We start from the raw sequence: 19628 nt of genomic DNA, 5'->3' as shown, positions 1-19628 counted from the left end.
CTTCGTTACTCATTCGGGCCTGGTCAGTTTTTGCACGACCAGGCTGCCGATCATGTCGCCTTCGACGTTGACCATGGTGCGGACGGCATCCAGCAGGCGGTCGATCGGTAACAGAATGGCGATCGCTTCCGCCGGCAAACCGACCGATTGCAGTACCATGATCATGGTCACCATGCCCGCGCTGGGGATGCCGGGAGCGCCGATGGCGGCGAGCATGGCGGTGATGAACACGATGAGCTGCTGCAACAGGTTGAGTTCCACGCCGGTCAGGTGGGCGACAAACAAGGCCGCCGCCGCTTCGTACAGCGCCGTGCCGTCCATGTTGATGGTTGCTCCGATCGAAACGACAAAGCCGGCAATTTTTTTATCGACGTGTAAATGATGTTCGGCGCAGCGCAACGTGACGGGCAGCGTCGCGGAACTGGAACTGGTCGCAAAGGCCGTAATCAACGATTCTCTCGCTCCTCTGAAAAAGAAAGCCGGCGATACGCCGGTAAGAACAAACAGAATCAAAGGCAGCACGACAAGCCCATGAAGCAGTGTCGTGCCGATGATGACCGCAATGAATTGGACGAGGGTAGCCAGCAATTCCAAGCTCTGACCGGCGATCAGACGGGTCAGTAAAGCCAGTATGCCCAACGGGGCAATTTTCATGATCCAGCCGACGATCAGCATCGTAATTGCCAGGACTTCCTCGAGAAAATTGAGGCAAAGCGGCGTTTTTTCCTCCAGCACGATCAGCGCAATGCCGATGAATAGCGCGAAGACGACCACGGCGAGAATGTCACCGTTGGCCATCGCGGCGAAGGGGTTGATAAACAAGCCATGGAAGAATTTGACGATAAAATCCGGCAGCGTCATTTGCCGGGCTTGAAAATGCGCCATGTCGGCATCGAATAAATGAATGTCCAGCCCTTTGCCGACCTGGAACAGGTTGGCCGCGCCAAGTCCGAGCAGAACCGCCAGCGATGACGTGAACAGAAAGAAGATCAGCGTCGTTTTCCAGACCCGGTGCTTGTTGCCGTGGCTGCGCAAATGCGCCACGCCGACCGCAATCGAAGAAAAGATCAACGGAATCAGGATCATCTTCAGCAAATCGACAAAAGTGTTGCCGATAATCTCGCAGGCGAACATGAAATTCTTATAAAACGCTGCGTTGGGGTCCATTTGCTGCAAGGCGATTCCCAGGATGAAGCTGGCAATTACGGCGAACAGAATTTGCAGATTGAGTGAAAATTTCATAAGGATTTGCGTTTGAAAAAAGAGGGTACTCAAGCAAATGGCATGAGCTCGGGGTTATCAATTGAAGTTAAAACCGGCCTTAGAATATTCGTCATGGCGAAGGTCTGCAAGATGCTGGAGGCGATTGTCTTAAACGCGCTTTCGAGAATACTGGGGATTGGATTGAGTGAAAATTTCATAAGGATTTGCGTTTGAAAAAAGAGGGTCCTAAAATGGCATGAGCTCGGGGTTATCAATTGAAGTTAAAACCGGCCTTAGAATATTCGTCATGGCGAAGGTCTGCAAGATGCTGGAGGGGGATTGTCTTAAACGCGCTTTCGAGAATACTGGGGATTGGATGGTGGAAATGTGAACCGGTTAACGAAAAAGCCCAAAAAAGCGGAGCTTATACGCTAATCTGAAAAAGTCATTTTAACTGTTAGGGAAGAGCGCCGATGGATACGGGATTGAATTCCAGAATGGGCAAGAAAGGGTGGAAGCTATTCAAAACATGGCAACTGATTCTATTGAATAGATTTTATCGGATCTTGCCGATGCTGATGATGATCCTGTCTTTTCCGGTTACCGGGGACGAGGTCGGCGTGTTCGGTCCGGTCCAGTTGATTCGCGGTTCGGGTTCGCCGGTGGCCGAAACGCACACCGTAACCGTCACCAACCCGGCCGCCGCCTACCGTCTGCTGATTGTTAACGGCGGCCCAGGAGGCCCGGTCCGTTCCGGAGCGATCGCCTGGAACGGACAAGAGGTGGCCGGCCCGTCTCAATTCAAGAAGAACCTCGCCTCGCTGTCGATTCCGGTCGAGGCCTTATTGGTCAATACCTTGTCGGTAACGCTCCAGGGCAAGCCCGGAAGCGGACTCACCGTCGCGCTGGTGCGAGGCAACCAGTCGCCCGTTGCCGAGGCCGGATTCGATCAGACGCTGGCCGTCGGCGCTCTGGCCCGACTGGACGGCAGCGCGTCGACCGACGCCGACGGCGATGCCTTGAGCTACCGGTGGCGTCTTCTGGAAACGCCGGCAAACAGCGCGGCGCAATTCAGCGACGGCTTTGCCGACAGCGCACCGGACCGGGTCGTCATCGATACCCGAAATTCGGCGCCGGTCGCGCATGCCGGCGAAGATCAGAGCGCTTTCGTCGGCGCTTCCGTCCGACTGGACGGCAGCGGGTCCGACGATGCCGACGGCGATGCCTTGAGCTACCAATGGCATCTGGATGAAAAACCCGCGTCAAGCAATGCCGTTCTGGACGATGACAGGCAGCCACTCGCCCGCCTGGACATCGACCAGCCCGGCCATTACGTGGCCCGGCTGACGGTCAACGATGGGCAGGGGGACAGCGCGCCCGACTTCATCGCGATCGATACCCTCAACTCGGCCCCGGTCGCCGACGCCGGCGAGGACCGAACCGTGGACGCCGGCACTTTAGTGCGTCTGGACGGCCGTCTGTCGCACGACGTCGACGGCGATGCGATCGATTATGTCTGGTCGCTGCTGTCCAAGCCCGAAGGCAGCGAAACCGATCTGCAAAATGCCGATTCGGTCGAACCCTTGCTGACACCGGACGTTCCGGGCTTGTATGTCTCGCAGTTAAAAGTCACCGATCCGGATCAGGCCAGCTCGACGGACACCCAGGTGGTTACCGCCTTGGCGCCGCCAATTAATCATTCTCCGGTAATCGACTCGGAACCCGTAACGAGTGCGGTCGCAGGCCAATCTTACCGTTATAGCGTTCATGCCACGGATCCCGACGGAGATCCCTTAAGCTACCGATTAAACGGCGCACCGGAAGGGATGACTATCAATGCGGCCGGCGTGATGGACTGGATGCCGTCTGCTGCCGGACTTTATCCGGTGATCGTGAGCGTAATCGACGGCCGAGGCGGCGACACGAGTCAAAGCTTTACCGTCGACGTTATCGAACCGCAGGATCCAAGTCTTCCACCGGATCCGGAAAAAGTCGCGACGAAGCCGGACCCGACCCGGATTGAGACTCTCGCCGAGCGCAATGCCTTTCTCTACAGCGGTGATCACCCCGTTCAGACCGGGGTCGACCCGAAAACGATCGAATCCAGGCGTATCGCCATTGTGCGTGGTTCCGTGTTCGATAACGAAGACCGACCCTTACCGGGCGTTCGCATCACTATAAAAGATCACCCGGAATTCGGCCATACCCTGACCCGATCCGACGGCGTCTTCGATCTAGCCGTCAACGGTGGCGGCCAATTGACCCTCGACTACAGTAGGGAAGGCTATTTGCCGCTGCAACGAACCGTATCGACTCCCTGGCAGGATTACGTCCATGCCGACGACGTCGTGATGATTCCGCTGGACGTCAACGCCACCGTTATCGACCTTAACAATACGTCGGAATTGTATCAGGTCGCTCAAGGCAGTATGGAAGCCGACAGCGATGGCCAGCGGCGGGCCGCCGTGCTGTTTCCGCAGGGAACCGCGGCCAATATGATTTTGCCGGACGGCTCATCGCAGCCTCTGACGAGTCTGACCGTACGCGCGACCGAATACACCGTCGGCGAAAACGGTCCCAAACGCATGCCCGGCCCGTTGCCTCCGACATCGGGTTATACCTATGCGGTCGAACTCAGCGTGGATGAGGCGATGGCGCAGGGAGCAGTCCAGGTGAATTTCAGTAAGCCGTTGCCGGTGTATGTCGACAATTTTCTCAATTTTCCGGTAGGACAAGCCGTGCCGGCCGGCTGGTATGACCGCAGCAAAGCGGCCTGGATCGCCTCCGATAACGGCCGTGTCATCGGCATACTGGCTATCGAAAACGAAGCAGCCACCCTCGATGTTGACGGCGACAATCTGGCCGATACCGGAAGCAAACTGGAGGACTTGGGTATTTCCGAAGACGAGCAAAGGCAATTGGCAAAACTTTATCCTTCGGGAAAAAACCTCTGGCGCGTTCCGGTCACCCACTTCACCTCGTGGGATTTTAATTGGCCGTTCGGCCCGCCGTTCGGCGCAATTTACCCGCCGGCGCAGGATAAAAGCCAGGAATCCCCAGCCGATCAACATTGCGATACTTGCCCAGGCAGCCAAATCAATCCGCAAGCACGTACTGTCGGCGAAGCGGTTGCGATTTCCGGCACGCCTTATGCCTTGCATTATCAAAGCCGCCGCAGTCCGGGTTACCAACCGGCACGAGCGCTGGATATTCCAATTACCGGGAGTAACGTGCCGGCCTCTATAGGCAGCATTGACTTGACCATCGACATTGCCGGTCGCCGTTTCAGCCAAAGCTTCAACGCTTCGCCTAACCAAACCTACCGTTTTGTCTGGAACGGTCTGGACGCTTACAACCGGGAAGTAGTTGGCAGCGTGCCGGCGACAGTTACGCTCGCCTACCGCTATCAGGCGGTTTATTACGGCATTCGTTCCGACTTTCAACAAAGTTTTGGACAACCCGGTAGAACCGACAGCCCCATGGTTTCTGCTAACCGCAGAGCGGGGACTATCGCATTTAGCCGTACCTGGCAAAAGATGCTCTCCGGCAACCCACCGGGAGCTGGATCGCTCGGCGGCTGGAGCCTAAGCCATCATCACAATTACGATATGTCGGCGCGCGTGCTGGAATTGGGAAACGGCGAACGGATGGCGGCCGACAACCAGGGCTTAACGATTAAGCGCGTTGCGGGCGGGGCCGGCGACAGCCGCGAAGGCGTACCCGCAGTGACGGCATGGCTGAGGTACTGTAGTGGAATCGATATTGCCGCCGACGGCAGTGTTTTTATTACGGAAGAAGAAAATAATTATCGAGTTAGGAAAGTTAATCCCGATGGGGTGATTAATACCGTAGCCGGCAATGGAATTGAAGGTTTCGGAGGAGATGGAGGGCCGGCAACAAAGGCTAATGTATCTTGGCCAAAGGATGTCGCCGTTGCTCCGGACGGCAGTTTCTATATCGCAGATTATTTAAATAACCGCATTCGTAAAGTCGACCGGAACGGCATCATCAGCACAGTAGCCGGTAACGGATTAAATGGCTATGCCGGTGACGGCGGCCCAGCTGTACAGGCTCAATTGTTTCGTCCTTCGGGTCTTGCTCTAGCGCCTGATGGCAGTCTTTATATCGCTGACACGGCTAACAACCGTATCCGAAAATTAGACGGGAACGGCATCATCAGCACCGTCGCCGGTAGCGGTCTGGCCGGCTATGGCGGCGATGGCGGTATGGCGAATCAGGCCAAGCTCAGCAACCCTAATAAAATAGCCTTAGGGCCGGATGGCAGTCTATATGTTGCCGATTCCAACAATCAACGCATCCGCAAGGTTGGCAACGACGGCGTCATCACGACCGTGGCAGGCAACGGTCAGGCCGGCTATGAAGGCGACGGCGGGCCGGCAACTCTGGCCAAACTCAATTCTCCGTCCGCATTAACGGTAGGAGTTGACGGCAGTCTATACATTGCCGACAGAAGTAACTTCCGCATACGCAAAGTCGGCCCGGATCAAGTTATAACAACCATTGCCGGCAACGGCCAACGAGGCTCATCAGGCGACGGCGGCCCGACGGTTCAGGCGCAATTATATAATCCCAGCGATGTTGCATTAGGTCCCGACGGCGCTCTTTTTATCGCCAATATTCGTACTACCACACCTGATCCGCTTAATAACACCATTCGTAAACTGACGTCTCCTTTTCCAGGACTCGGTTTGGGCGACCTCCTCATCCCCTCTGCCGACGCCAGCCAGGTCTATCACTTTGACCCGCACGGCAAGCACCTGCGTACACTGGATGCCGTTACCCGCGCCGTGCTCTTCCGTTTCGGCTACGATGCCGAAGGGCGCCTGAGCACAATTACCGATATCGACAACGATGTCACCCGTATCGAACGCGACGCCAACGGCACCGTCACGGCTATCGTTGCGCCCGACGGGCAGCGCACCGAACTTACCGTCAAGCCGGACGGTACTCTCGGCGCTGTTACAGGCCCGGACGGGCATCGACATGAAATGACTTACTTGCCGAAAGGCTTGCTTGAATCTTTTAGCGACCCAAACCAGCATGCCAGCATTTTCAGTTACGACAGCCAGGGCCGCCTTGAAAAAGACATGGATGCGGCCGGCGGAGGCTGGACAGTCGACGGCTCAACTCGCAGCGCCGGCTATGACAGCATCATGAGCACCGGCGAAAACCGGATTCTCCGCTTTGCAGTAGACTATTTGTCGACTGGTGAGCGACTGCAGGTCAATACCGCTGCCGACGGCACTGCCCAAAGTCGATTGTTTAATCCACAAGACTATCTTGAAACCGGCACTGCCGCGAACGGCACTGTCACCACCGCGCAGCAAGGCCCCGACCCGCGTTTCGGCATGCAGGCCCCTCTGGGTGTTTCCAGCACCGTAAAAACGCCGTCCGGCCTGAGCGCCACGGTCACCCAACAGCGTACGGTGTCCTTGGCCGATGCCAACGACCCGTTCAGCTTGACTTCGTTGACCGACACGATCAGTATCAACGGCAAGGCGTCCGTATTAAATTACCACGCTCAGACTAAAACCTGGACGGCGACCAGCGCCGAAAATCGCATCGCCTCCGTCCAAATCGACGGACAAGGAAGGCCACTGCGGTCGACTCTGGCCGATATCGAACCGGTGGCCTATGACTACGACGACAGAGGCCGGTTGAGTGCCGTCCGCCAGGGCCAAGGCGAGGCACAGCGCAAGACGGCATATAGCTACTACGATCATACCGATGCCGCCTCCGGCGCCCTGACAGGCTATCTCGAAAGCCGTACCGACGCTCTAGGCCGGAGCGAGCATTTTACTTACGACGCCGCAGGACGTATTGTCAGCCAAATACTGCCGGACCATCGCGTCCTTCAATATCACTACGACGCCAACGGCAACCTGACCGGCATCCGTCCTCCCGAGCGCGACGAACATCTTTTCAATCACAATGCCGTCAATCTGGTTGAACGCTACACCCCGCCCGATGCGCCCGGCATCGCCCAAACGTACACGGAGTATTTTTACAACAAAGACAAACAGCCGACCCGGATTCAGCGTCCCGATAGCCAGACGATCGATTTCGTTTATCAGCTGCAAAGCGGAAAGCTAGACGCGGTTCATACCCAAGACGGCGATATCCAGTACCACTATCTGTCCGCCAGTGGACAACTGGACAGCCTCACCTTACCGGACGGCGACAGCCTGGCCTACCGCTACGACGGCAGCCTCGTCACCGGGCAAATCTGGACTGGCACTATCAACGGGCAAGTCGATTTCGGTTACAGCTCGGATTTTCGCATCAAAAGCATCAGCCTGAATCAAGCCGATTCCGTGGCTTACAGTTACGACAAGGACGGCTTGCTCACTCAAGCCGGGCTGCTTACTTTAACCCGCAAGCCTCAAAACGGTCTGCTCGCTGGAACCGTTCTGGGAGCCGTCAGTGACAGCATCAGCTATAACGGCTTTGGCGAAACTTCCGATTATCAGGCAATAATCAATGACGCTCCTTTGATACGTTGGATCTACCAGCGCGACAAGCTGGGCCGGATTACTCGGAAAACCGAAACCGTAGGTTCCTTGTCGCACAGTCTCGGCTACCGCTACGACGACCGCGGACGCCTGGAACAAATCACGGACAACGATGCAGTCGTCGCCGTCTACGGCTACGACTCTAACGGCAACAGGACTCAGCTCAATGGCCAAACCGTTGCGGTTTACGACAGCCAGGACCGCCTGACCGATTTCAACGGGAAACATTACGTCTACACCGATAACGGCGAGCTTCAAAGCAAAACCGAACACGGCCAAACGACGAGCTACGGCTACGATGTCTTCGGCAACCTTCGGCACGTGGATTTATCCGACGGCACACGGATCGATTACGTCGTCGACGGCCAAAACCGCAGGATCGGCAAGAAAGTCAACGGCCAACTGGTGCAGGCCTGGCTCTATCAAAGCCAACTGAATCCAGTCGCCGAACTCGACGGCGACGGCCAGGTAATCACACGCTTCATCTATGGCGATAAAGGCAATGTGCCTTCGTATTTGGTCAAAACCGATCCCGCCACGCAGGCGAAAACCATTTACCGCCTGGTTTCGGATCATCTGGGCAGCCCGAGGTTCGTTGTCGACACCGTCACCGGCGCCGTTGTACAGGAGCTCGACTACGACGTCTGGGGCAACCTTATCCGCGATTCCAACCCCGGCTTTCAACCGTTCGGCTTCGCCGGCGGACTGTACGATCCCCATACCAAACTTGTCCGGTTCGGCGCGCGTGACTATGATGCGGAAACAGGACGATGGACCGCCAAGGATCCTATACTATTTGCCGGCGGCGACACGAACCTGTATGGGTATGTGTTGAATGATCCGGTGAATATTATTGATATTTCAGGTAATTGCCCATGGTGTTACGCAGTAGCCGCAATGGCTTTAGAATTATATGAACTGCAAGAAGTAGCAAATGAGGGCATACCAGGAGGCGGCTTTTGTAAAATTGCAAAGACTCCAGAAAAAATCTATCACTATACATCGAGTAAATATGCAAATAGCATTGTTGAAAATGGTTTAAAGCCAGGTATCTCGTCAAATAAGATATTTACCACCCCAGACGGGACAATGAGCGGAATGCAAGCTCAAATTAATTTGGCTCTACCTTCGAACCGAGGTGTCCCTGATGCCCTCTTAGAGATTGATACACGAGTACTCAAACAGATGGGGATTGATATTCCCAATCCAACTCAAGTTTATAGGGATTTCAATATGCCTGGAGGCGGACAGGAAGTCATATTTAATTCTTTGATTCCCCCTGAGGCAATTACGAGGATCAGATAAATGACAAATGCTCTTCTCCAGCTTCTTGATGCGGAAGTGGCAGGGTTTCCTGTCCGCGCATCTGGAGAACAAGGTTACGAATATATTAACAATATTGTTGCTCGTTATATGATTTCTGAGAGAGAGGAATTAGTTGCCGCGCTTAAGGAATGGCTTCTTTTACGATCGGAGTCTAAAACGATGCTAGCGGTAGATATTGCTGGTAAACAGCATCTGAGAGAATTGCGGCCAGAACTGCAACGGCTTTTAGCCGATGTTGAGCAAGGAAAAGTCTTTAAGCCGTTTTATGCTCGACCTATAAAAAAAGCACTTTCGTTGATTGAATCTCTATAATATAAAAAAACATACAAGCTTGATTATACATTTCCTTCATGACTTCGAAATATAGAGTCAACTAAACGGCTCCCAGCGCCAACTAATTTTGCTAATACTCGTAGCTGTTCTCTGCAAGGTAGATTACCTGATGGTTCTGGATAGTTTAGGGCGTGGTCAACTTCGCCCCAAATCTCTTCAAAAAGCGTGCGTATTTGGACTTCGCAACATATTGGCGAATCTACTCTGGGTCGAATTAAATAATGTACGCTTGTATAAAAGCTTTCTTTAATCGAGACATTAATGCCTTTATCGCCAAAAAAACGCTGCGATTCTGGGTCCCAAGTATAAGCACGTGGGACTTCGGGTAAATACCAATCTTTTAAACCATTAACTTTCCGTAATATTTCCTCATGAATCTTTGGAAATTGGTCTTGATATACATGTAAGACACGAACTCCAGCAAGATCAGTCACCCTTTCAAATAAATTATCTGGAGTAATCGGATCATCATCTTTCCACTTACGCTCCAGTTTTGCTTTAAGGTGGTCAGGGTCCTTTAATCGCATTTTTACAGAATGAACTATCGGTAACTCCATTCCAGTAAATTTTGGATTAGTTAGAAACCATCTTGCAATGCCTTCCATGAAAAGCGATAGCTCATGTTTTTTATCGTTATATGCCGAAAGGGCATGCTCAATTGAATTAGTCTTGTCCATGTAAATCAGTCTAAAGAAGTCATCCTAGTTAACAGATCATTTGCAAATTCTATGTATTTGCCTTTCGTTGCCTCGTAGATTGCCCTATTTCCCATAACTGTATTTCGGTCGCCGGGGTCTAACTGACTGAAGTGTGGGACTTCCCACATTGGAAGATGATATCTCTGAGCCATGGCGGGGAGAGTATTATGTGTGTGCATAATAGCTTTAGCTCCAATTGGCTTCGCCATAACAGAACTTTCAATATGATTACGAATTTCTGGTTTAATGAAACGCTCAATCGCGTCAGGTATTTGGAGCGCGTAGTTATAGTGCGCGGTGGCTAGATCCCAAGTGTCTGAATTAGAATATTTTTTTGCGTTATATATAGTGAAACCTAAAAGTCGAACATAATTTGTGGGAAAAGATTTTCTTTTCTCATCCGATAATAAGTGAAATATTGTATCGAATTGTTTTTTCCATACGGATAATGCATTTCCAATATTTCGAACTCCATAAAGAGAGAACATATCTGGCATACAAGGAATTACAAAGCCATCTGTGGTTGAAATTATTACCTTATTCAGTGTGCCTAGACTCGGAGAAGTATCCATTATCACGAATTGATATCCATGCTGTCGTGCATAATTTTCAGCCAATTCCCGTGGTTTTGTAATTGTCCTGACGGCAAGGGGGTCTCCCTGATACACATAGCTCCACCGACTAGCGATTTTTTCTTCATACAAATGCATGGTTAACCTGCCAGGAATAAGGTCCAGATTTGTAGACAAAGGGTAGGGGGGGGGTAGACGGCCGATTTCGGCAACTCCATCTTCTGTTGGTTTCAGATGGAAATGAATTGATCTAGGGGCAGATACTAAATTTTCAAAATCGTTCGGCGCTAATTTGTTTCGTGAATTTTGGAAATCTTCAATAAAATCATCTTCTTCCAGCCATATCTGGTGTAAATCCTCTTCATCCATACCAAGGATTGTTAGGTTGCACTGAGGATCAAAATCAATAATTAGCGTTCGATGCCCAATTGCAGCGAGTGCATGTGCAAGATGAAAAGTAAGGGTCGTCTTACCAACGCCACCTTTATTATTAAATATTGAAATAGCTTTCATTATGAGCCTTTAATCGTTTTTCTGTTCCATGTCTCTTAGCTTTACCGCTTTACCATCCGCAAATCGTCCGCAGGATAGTGTTGCCTGGGCAGCTAAGGCTGCTTCGGAGGCGGTAAAGTCCTATGGATGGATGATAAGAGCCTGAAAAGCTGAGCTTAGTCTATATTTATTATCTGTCTTTTCCAATGTGTTCTGTACTAAATGACTAACTGGCAACCATTACGGCAGGTTTTTTATAAACAATTCACTTTTATTCCTTACTTATAATTTCAGAAGAGCTGGTCTTTTACTTAACCAGTTTTCAATTTTTAGAGACCGGTCTCTTTTGGTTATAGCTTTCCATGTAAAAATGAAATATAAAAAAATCATCCAAATCAGCCTCCTAGCACCTTGTATGATCCCCGCTCCGGGTATAGTATTAACGGTCGAGTCCGCGAGTTTTTCTGCCGCCCGTTCGAACTCAATCTCCGGAGATGACAAGAAGCTCCAGTATTTGCTGCCTGGATTGTCGCCAATAATAAAAATCAATTCGATGATAAGGAGTTGTTATGTTCCATGCGCGAATCTTATTTCTTGCGTTTATCCTGCTGTTGGTGCCTTTGGCAGGCCGGGCTTCGGATCATGCCGATCCGATGAACCTGGATCCGAAAACGCAGGAGCCCAATATCACCGGGCTGTTTTTTTATCCGGAAGGCGACAACATGATCGTCGTGTTCAACGTCCGGCGCTCGCTGACGGCGGCGCCTCCTTACAATTTCGAGCCTTACGAGTACGCGGTCCACTTCGATTTTCACAGCAAGCTGAGTTTCGATAACGCCGAAGACCGCGCCCGCTACGGCGGCACCATCGTCAATCCGGAAGGCATAGCGGACGATGCCATCATCACCATCCATCTGAACAACGATGCCACGCTCAAGGATAAAAACATTATCGGCTTGAAGAATCCCGAGAATGTCAGGCTGTATACGGGCGTTCGTGACGATCCTTTCATTTTTCCCCGGTTTTTTAACGTCAACGTGGTGACGATGGTGATGAGCATTCCCAAATCCTCGTTCCCTGCCGGTCAACAGACCTGGCTGCTCTGGGGCACCTCCAAGGATGCCAAAACCGGGGATCAGATCGATCACGTCGGACGCTCCAACCGGACCCAGCTCGGACGTTTCGACATACTGAATACCGTGCATCCCAGCAAGCACGTGGCCCTGATCGATGAAAAGGCGGAATCCCGGAAAAAACTTCAGGACTTTTTGCTGGCCTGCCTGCCGCCGATTGCGCAATTGAATCAGCTTAGCGGTTTGCTGATTCGCCATTACGACCGGGTGCCCGACGTGATGATTTACACCAGTCAGTTCGCGCCGGGATTTCCGAACGGACGCCGTTTGACCGACGACGTGGCCTTGCTGACCTGCAACCAGGGCGATTGCCCGCTTCAGGAAAACGCCTTTATCGACACGGAACAATGGCCGAGAGCCACGGTCAACGACAAGCCGTTCCTGAACGAATTTCCGTATCTGGCCGAGCCCTGGCCGGCGCGGCCGCAAACGCCGCCGCCCGATTGCTGGCCGTATCTGATGAAGTATGTCCTGATCCCCGGCTTGATCGTCCTGGCCGTCATCGTCGGCCTGGGCATCTGGCTGAGCCGCCGCTGCTGCCGCAGGCACGAACCGGTCTAAATCCCGTGAGCAGGATTCAGCGGGCCGAGTACGCTGAATCCTGCCTTCTTTTATCCTTTTATATTTTTTAACCGGTCCGCCAGCCGTTTGAGCTGGGCATGCTCCATGCCGGTTTGCCGCAGTAGCTCGAGTACCGGCTCCGCCGCGTTCGGCTCATTGGCCGCGATCGACGCTTCCAGCAGAATACGGGCGTCCTTCGGTTCTTTCTGCAACCGCCAGTTAGCCTGCGCAAGCTTCAGGGCTTTATCCGGCTGCTTCAACAAGTGCAGCGCAAAGCGCGCTTCATCGCCCTGGTGCAGGTTTTCCTGCCGCAGCCGGCCGGCGGCGAAACGGGCTTGCAGCGTATTGATCAGTTCGGGTAAATCGCCGGCAGCCAGTTGCTGTTTGGCCAGCGCCAGGCGGAGCAACAACGCGTCGATGCGGATATGCCCCGCCAGCAGTTCCACAACCTCTTCGGCGCGGTTGCGGTCGAGCAGAAAGTCGGCGTAAGCGCCCAGCAAATACGCGGTCGGACGGCGTATGTGGAGCGCTTCGATAAAATATCGATCCGCTTCTTCGTTTTTATCGAGCCGGGCGGCCATTTCTGCAAGCACCGTCAACGTCCATTGGCGCTGCTCCGGAGAGATTGCCTTGGCCTCGTGCAGGCTTTCAGTCAGGAACCGGTAGCTTTCAAGACCGTGGCCCATCAGGCTGCCGACTTGGCTCAGACAGGTGGCCGCAAGCAAGGTATCGTCGAAGTTGATCAGCGCCGCACAGCTTTGCTGGGCTTCGGGGTACCGGGCCTGGACCAGCAGAATCACTGCGCGCGCCAGCCAGGCTTCGCTGCGGTCCGGTTGCCGTTGCAGCAGCTTGTCCAGGTCTTGAAGCGCGCCGTCGAACTCGTGCCGATTCTGTAGAATCAGCGCGCGCAGCAGCAGTACGTCCGAAGGCGGATCCTTGCTCTGCCACCACGGTTGCAGCAAGCCTTGGGCATAGCCGTAATAACGCGGATCGGCCTCGGCTTTGCCGAGTTCGACATATTCCCTGGCCAGCTTGACGGCCGGACCGGGCTGTTTGGGATCGGCGGCCAGGGCCGCCCGCAAGTTCCTTAAATCGGGGCGAAGCGATGCAACGGTTTGAGGCAGGGTTTCCAGCACCTGATCGTCGCTCGCCGGAACGTAGGGCACGGCGAAAACGGCGGAAGCCAGACAATAAAGCGCAAGAAAACAGGTGAATGGCTTTCGTTCGGGAGTCGTGTTGCAATGCGACGGCATGAGTCCTAAATGCTGAATAATTTGAAATCGATCGAGCGTTCGAGCAGCCAGACCAGGGCGATCGCGGCGATGGCCAGCGACCCTGCGGTCACTACCCATTTGCGGTACCATGCGGACTCCTTGAGCCCGTAGGCGACCGGCAGAAAGCCTCCGACCAGGGTCAACTGGCCGATTTCCACGCCCAGGTTGAACGCCAAAAGAGCCGGCACCAGCGTGTTTTGAGGCAGCCCCAAGTCTTTCAGCACATTGGCGAAGCCCAGGCCGTGCACCAGCCCGAACAGAAAGGCGACCAGCCAGAGCGTCTTGTCGACCACGGGAAACACGTTGTTCAAGGCGGCCAGGATCACCGAGGCGGCGATGGCCGACTCGACCCAGCGCGAGGGCAGGGCGATCACGTCCAGCACGGCGAGGCTCAAGGTGATCGAATGTGCCACGGTAAAGGCGGTGACGATTTTCACCACGTCGATCAAAACGGGACGGAACGGGGCTCTGGGCTGCCATCGCCCGTTTTCGCGCAGAAGTACCGCAGGCAGCAGCAGACTCAGCAGAAACAAAATATGGTCGTAACCGGCCCAGATGTGCCGGATGCCTTCGACAAGATATTGCCGGAACGCGGCGCCGGGACTGACATGGCTCAGTTCGAAGGACTGCTTGCGGTTGGCCGGGCTTAAGACCGCCGTGGAGGACGTGTTTTCGTAATCGATGCGCAAGAGGCCGCGGTGCTGGGGATCGAGGTCGAACAGCAGCGAATAACCGATGCCGAGGGACTGAAGTTTCTTGCCGCAGTCCACGCTAAACTGCAAAACAGAATAGGCGCCGTCGCTATGGGCGTCGACCCGATAGCCGTGCGGACGGATCGGACAGGGCGAACGGCCGTCGTCGATGACGAGGCGGCTGAACGCGTAAGCCGTGACCGCATCGCGTTTACTGCGCAACTCGCCCCAGGTAATTTTACTGTCGCCGTTGACGTCCAGACCGAGGGCGTAATCCAGATCGCGCAAGGCGACGTCCCACTGGCCTTCGATCCGGTGGGGCGATACACTCAGGATCAGATAGCTGTCGCTGGCCTTGTGGGCAAAGCCGCTCCGGCAACAGGCGAAAAGCCATAAAATCAGGAGCGCCCGCCGCAGCAGGCCGCGCTCAGGCGGATTTTTTTCGTGCAACGACGACTCCGTCCCGGGTCGGATTGATGAAAGCATCGAAATCGGGATCGTTGAAGATCAGCCGGTTGTGCTCCAGAATCGCTTCGGTCCAGCCGGGAACCACGTCGACGCAGTCGGTCACCGCCACGCGGCCGTGCCAGAGCACGTTGTCGGCAATGTAAAGCCCGCCGGGGCGGATGCGGTCTCTGGCCATGCGCCAGACCTCGGGATAATCGCCCTTGTCGACGTCGTTGTAGCAGATGTCGAACAGGCCGCCGGTCCGCTCGAAGACGTCCTGAGCCAGACCGGTGTGAAATTCGATGCGATCCCATAGCCCGGCGGAGCCGAGATAGCCTTGCGCCAGTTCCTGATTGCGGGGATCGCCGTCGGTGCAGACGATTCGGCCTTCGGGTCCGGCCGCTTTGGCGAACCAGTACGCCGAATAGCCGTAGCCGCTGCCGAATTCGAAGATGCGGCGGGCATTGATCGTTTTTGCCATCGTCTCAAGGAAAACCCCGACCAGCCGGCCGACGATGGGAAAGCCGTTTTCCTGAGCCCGCGTTTCCATCTCGGCTAACGCCGGATGATCGGTGCGGCCGAGCAGGCTGCGCTGATACGCCTCAATCGCGGGATCGACCGGAATCAGCACCGCGGGGCTTTGAATGGGTGGCGATTGAATTCTGGACATTGGCTGTACCTCATGGTGGGTTAAGGACGTTCGGCCTTTTCCATGTGCTTACCTTGTTCCTTGTTATTTTGTCCATGCCTGGCGCCGAAAAATTCGTTATAATACAAAGTTTTTTCAGCTATCCGCAAGTCACAGGCATGTCAGAACCACTTTCAGAACTCAGGCGCCGGCGCACCTTCGCCATCATATCACACCCCGACGCAGGAAAAACCACGCTGACCGAAAAGCTTCTCCTGTTTGGCGGCGCGATTCAGCTCGCAGGTTCGGTCAAAGGCCGAAAAGCCGCGCGCCATGCCACCTCCGACTGGATGGAAATGGAAAAGGAGCGGGGCATTTCGGTGACGACCTCGGTGATGCAGTTCGAGCACGACAACGCCATCATCAACCTGCTCGACACGCCCGGCCACGAAGACTTTTCCGAAGACACCTACCGGACGCTGACCGCGGTCGACTCGGCGCTGATGGTCATCGACGTCGCCAAGGGCGTCGAGGAACGGACGATCAATCTGATGGAGGTCTGCCGTCTGCGCACGACGCCGATCATCACCTTCATCAACAAGCTGGACCGGGAAGGGCGGGAACCCATCGAGCTGATGGACGAAGTGGAAACGGTGCTGAAGATCAAATGCGCGCCGATGACCTGGCCGATCGGCATGGGCAAGCGCTTCAAGGGCGTTTATCATCTGTACAAGGACGAAATCCATCTGTTCAGCCCGCAGCACGGCGGCCGCATCGCCGAAGCCGAAATCATCAAAGGCCTGAACAACCCCAAGTTGGACGAATTGCTGATGTACCAGGCCGAGGAACTGCGCGACGAGATCGACCTGGTCAAAGGCGCCAGCCACGAGTTCGATCTGGACCAGTATCTCGCAGGCGAGCTGACGCCGGTGTTTTTCGGCTCGGCGATCAACAATTTCGGCATTCTGGAGTTGCTTGACGCTTTCGCCGAGCTGGCGCCGCCGCCGCGTCCCAGAGAAGCCGAGCAGCGCACCGTGTTGCCGGAAGAGGACAAATTCACCGGTTTCGTGTTCAAGATTCAGGCGAATATGGATCCGGCGCACCGGGACCGGGTCGCGTTCCTGCGGGTCTGCTCCGGCAAATTCGACAAGGGCATGAAGATCCACCATGTTCGTCTCGGCAAAAGCATTCAGGTGGGCAACGCGATCACGTTCCAGGCCGACACCCGGAAAAACGTCGAAGAAGCCTATCCCGGCGACATCATCGGCCTGCACAACCACGGCACGATCCAGGTCGGCGACACCTTCACCCAGGGCGAAACGCTGAAATACGGCGGCATTCCGTATTTTGCGCCCGAATTGTTCCGGCGCGTGGTGTTAAAGGATCCGCTTAGAAGCAAAGCGCTGCAAAAAGGCCTGGTGCAGTTGACCGAGGAAGGCGCGACCCAGCTTTTCAAACCGTTGAAAAACAACGATCTGATCCTGGGCGCGGTCGGCGTCCTGCAGTTCGACGTGACCGCCTATCGTCTCAAAAGCGAATACAACGTCGAATGCGTTTACGATGCCGTGTCGATCTCCACGGTGCGCTGGGTCAGTTCCGACAAGCCCGCCAAGCTGGAGGAATTCAAGAAGAAAGCGTTCGATAACCTGGCCGAAGACGGCGGCGGTTTTCTGGTTTATCTGGCGAGTAGCCGGGTCAATTTGCAATTGACCGAGGAAAGGTGGCCGGATATCCGGTTTAGTGCGACGAGGGAGCTTTGAAATGATCTGTTTTAATTTTTAAATTGATCAGCAAGTGACCCGGATGGAGCTTTGTGGAATCTAGGATAATCGGGGAGGCTTCGATTATCCCGGGTTTCACTGCGTTTTATCCGGGCTACTTGCACAAATGTTGGGTTACAAAAAAAAGCGCAACCCAACCTGTGCGAGTTTATAATTTTATTTTTTGAGATAGTCAAGCTTGAAAAAAGCAATCTTATCCCCATTGTATTTGGGCTCAATCAGGAAAAGGAGGTTGTTTTGACCAAACTTTTGAGCGACCCGGAATTCACCTTAAAGCGTTAGGTGGCACGGCCTCCGGGTAAAACAGCGAGATAGGCGTTAAAAGGCGTAAAGACTTAGGTCTCGTGTAACGATTTGTTCGGTGCGTGGCCCCCCTGCCTAATGGGTGAGCTTAAACTATGGAATACAGTCATGGACGATGAGCCGTACGGACAGACCTTCCTATTCGGGCTGAGCCGTATGACAAAGCCCAGGCTATTACAGCTTGGGCTTTTCTTTTTTCTATAATGCCGCTCTCACCAGCACGTATATTATATAAATGTATAAATGCGTAGAGTTTGAGCCTCCTTTTTTATAAGGGAGCATTGGAGCGAGAAGACCGAGAGTTCTATCAGTCTTGAATATCAAAGAATTTATGTGACTGAAAAAACCGTCCGAATGCTGGGTGGAATTCCCACTAACAATGAACACCATAATGTACCCATAGCACTTCAAACCAAGGAGGTTACTATGAATAAATTCAACTTAAAATTCATAGCAAGTTGGGCTGTAGTACTGTCGGTTTTTATTGGCGCTGGAGGGGCACAGTACATCTGTGCTCGATCCAATGCTTCTTTGCCATTTGCCCGTATATCATACTTGGCTTAAAGTCGCGAAGGTATATAGAAATCTTGTAATTATTAATTGGGCAATAATGATATGAAGAATGAAGCCAGGTAGGGTACGCATTGCGTACCATTTTTAAATCTTGCCAATGAATCAAACACCAAAAAGGTACGCAGTGCGTACCCTACTTGGCTCAAAATGTTGTTGCTTGAAAATGGGAAATGTACCTGTTCTTAAACCTCGCGAAATTGTCGCTTTGTTTGAAATGCCGGGATTTACAAAAGTCCGGCAGAGGGCACATAAACAATTTCATCTTCCTGACGGTAGATGCACAACAGTATCGTTTCATGCAGGGCCTGATATTTCACCAATTTTTACTTCGGCAAATCGCTAAAGATATTGGTTTAACAGTGGAGGAATTGCTTAAATTTCCATTCTAACTCAACACTCCAGCGGACTCCGCTAATGCTCCGCCGATGATCTTTACGTTAGCGGCTATACCATACAGACTGTATAGGGTATAAAATTCAACCGTTGCCATCACGAGAGAAATGACCATGTCAATCACATTTGCCGAAGTTGAACAGCAAGCCCGGATGTTATCGCCAGACGAGCGAGCCCGGCTCGCCGAGGTGCTATTGGAATCGCTGCGTGAAACACCCTTGTCGGAAATTGAGGCCGCCTGGAATCTTGAGATCGAGGAGAGGGTTGCAGCCTATGACCGTGAGGAAGCCCAGACCTATTCGGCTGAGGATGTATTTACTGAGGCCAGGCGCATTGCCCGGTGAAACGGGTTCGCTTCATCGCCGCCGCACGCCACGAGCTTCTTGCCGAGGTGGCTTATTATAGTGAAGCCCAACCGGGTTTGGGAGAGCGTTTCGCTGCGGCGGTCGAAGAAGCGACTGCGAGGGCGCTCGCGTTTCCCCAAGCGGGTTCGCCATCGGCGTCCAGTACGCGTCATGTGTTCGTCAAAGGATTTCCGTTCTCCGTCATCTACCGGCCCGAGCAAGACGGCATTGTGGTCTTTGCTCTGGCACATCACGCGCGGTTGCCGGGTTACTGGCGTTCGCGAGTACGCCACGAATGACGGGCTTCCTTCGTTAGCCCTATAGCCCTATTTACGGACGCCG

Annotated in this window: 13 protein-coding genes; 7 read left to right on the top strand and 6 right to left on the bottom strand. The window is 53.7% G+C overall.

Annotated features, from left to right (window positions below; translation table 11 throughout):
- Positions 1 to 9: 9 nt before the first annotated feature.
- Positions 10 to 1242 (bottom strand): dicarboxylate/amino acid:cation symporter, encoded by a 1233-nt coding sequence (locus A3OW_RS0110865; protein WP_020563467.1) that lies wholly within the window; start codon positions 1240 to 1242, stop codon positions 10 to 12.
- A gap of 533 nt (positions 1243 to 1775) precedes the next feature.
- On the opposite strand from A3OW_RS0110865, the gene A3OW_RS26415 reads away from it, so the two are divergent.
- Together A3OW_RS26415 and A3OW_RS0110840 are read left to right on the top strand one after the other, a co-directional pair.
- Complete coding sequence (locus A3OW_RS26415) at positions 1776 to 9041, top strand: NHL domain-containing protein (protein ID WP_198291310.1); 7266 nt, start codon at positions 1776 to 1778, stop codon at positions 9039 to 9041.
- Positions 9042 to 9374 carry a hypothetical protein gene (locus A3OW_RS0110840; RefSeq protein ID WP_020563463.1) on the top strand — a complete coding sequence of 111 codons (333 nt, stop codon included), beginning with the start codon at positions 9042 to 9044 and terminating at the stop codon, positions 9372 to 9374.
- Between the two features lie 23 nt (positions 9375 to 9397).
- Here A3OW_RS0110840 and A3OW_RS27100 read toward each other — a convergent pair whose 3' ends face one another.
- Together A3OW_RS27100 and A3OW_RS0110835 are read right to left on the bottom strand one after the other, a co-directional pair.
- On the bottom strand, positions 9398 to 10072 hold the full coding sequence (locus A3OW_RS27100) for a RelA/SpoT domain-containing protein (RefSeq protein WP_083918195.1): 675 nt from the start codon (positions 10070 to 10072) through the stop codon (positions 9398 to 9400).
- 5 nt (positions 10073 to 10077) lie between these two features.
- Positions 10078 to 11178 carry a ParA family protein gene (locus A3OW_RS0110835; RefSeq protein WP_020563462.1) on the bottom strand — a complete coding sequence of 367 codons (1101 nt, stop codon included), beginning with the start codon at positions 11176 to 11178 and terminating at the stop codon, positions 10078 to 10080.
- A 548-nt stretch (positions 11179 to 11726) separates the two neighbouring features.
- On the opposite strand from A3OW_RS0110835, the gene A3OW_RS0110825 reads away from it, so the two are divergent.
- Positions 11727 to 12851 carry a DUF4331 family protein gene (locus tag A3OW_RS0110825; RefSeq protein WP_020563460.1) on the top strand — a complete coding sequence of 375 codons (1125 nt, stop codon included), beginning with the start codon at positions 11727 to 11729 and terminating at the stop codon, positions 12849 to 12851.
- 50 nt (positions 12852 to 12901) lie between these two features.
- On the opposite strand, the gene A3OW_RS24710 is transcribed toward A3OW_RS0110825, so the two are convergent.
- From A3OW_RS24710 to A3OW_RS0110810, 3 genes are read right to left on the bottom strand one after another with little or no spacing between them, the layout of a single operon-like run.
- Complete coding sequence (locus A3OW_RS24710) at positions 12902 to 14104, bottom strand: tetratricopeptide repeat protein (protein ID WP_020563459.1); 1203 nt, start codon at positions 14102 to 14104, stop codon at positions 12902 to 12904.
- Between the two features lie 5 nt (positions 14105 to 14109).
- Positions 14110 to 15267 (bottom strand): HupE/UreJ family protein, encoded by a 1158-nt coding sequence (locus A3OW_RS0110815; RefSeq protein ID WP_020563458.1) that lies wholly within the window; start codon positions 15265 to 15267, stop codon positions 14110 to 14112.
- Positions 15245 to 15934 carry an O-methyltransferase gene (locus tag A3OW_RS0110810; RefSeq protein WP_020563457.1) on the bottom strand — a complete coding sequence of 230 codons (690 nt, stop codon included), beginning with the start codon at positions 15932 to 15934 and terminating at the stop codon, positions 15245 to 15247. The genes A3OW_RS0110815 and A3OW_RS0110810 overlap by 23 nt, the downstream gene beginning before the upstream one ends.
- 137 nt (positions 15935 to 16071) lie before the next feature.
- Here A3OW_RS0110810 and A3OW_RS0110805 point away from each other — a divergent pair, with 137 nt between their 5' ends.
- The 4 genes from A3OW_RS0110805 to A3OW_RS0110785 all read left to right on the top strand — a co-directional run bounded on the left by A3OW_RS0110805 (position 16072) and on the right by A3OW_RS0110785 (position 19585).
- Positions 16072 to 17652 carry a peptide chain release factor 3 gene (locus A3OW_RS0110805; RefSeq protein ID WP_020563456.1) on the top strand — a complete coding sequence of 527 codons (1581 nt, stop codon included), beginning with the start codon at positions 16072 to 16074 and terminating at the stop codon, positions 17650 to 17652.
- A 994-nt stretch (positions 17653 to 18646) separates the two neighbouring features.
- The gene (locus A3OW_RS29075; protein ID WP_198291309.1) at positions 18647 to 18892 is read left to right on the top strand and encodes a type II toxin-antitoxin system HicA family toxin; all 246 of its coding nucleotides are present in this window, start codon (positions 18647 to 18649) and stop codon (positions 18890 to 18892) included.
- A 163-nt stretch (positions 18893 to 19055) separates the two neighbouring features.
- The gene (locus tag A3OW_RS0110790; protein ID WP_020563453.1) at positions 19056 to 19286 is read left to right on the top strand and encodes an addiction module protein; all 231 of its coding nucleotides are present in this window, start codon (positions 19056 to 19058) and stop codon (positions 19284 to 19286) included.
- Positions 19283 to 19585 carry a type II toxin-antitoxin system RelE/ParE family toxin gene (locus tag A3OW_RS0110785; protein ID WP_020563452.1) on the top strand — a complete coding sequence of 101 codons (303 nt, stop codon included), beginning with the start codon at positions 19283 to 19285 and terminating at the stop codon, positions 19583 to 19585. The genes A3OW_RS0110790 and A3OW_RS0110785 overlap by 4 nt, the downstream gene beginning before the upstream one ends.
- The last annotated feature ends 43 nt before the right edge of the window (positions 19586 to 19628 follow it).

The sequence above is a fragment of the Methylosarcina fibrata AML-C10 genome, assembly GCF_000372865.1.
Classification (GTDB): Bacteria; Pseudomonadota; Gammaproteobacteria; order Methylococcales; family Methylomonadaceae; genus Methylosarcina; species Methylosarcina fibrata.
This window is presented reverse-complemented; position numbering and strand designations above follow the sequence as displayed.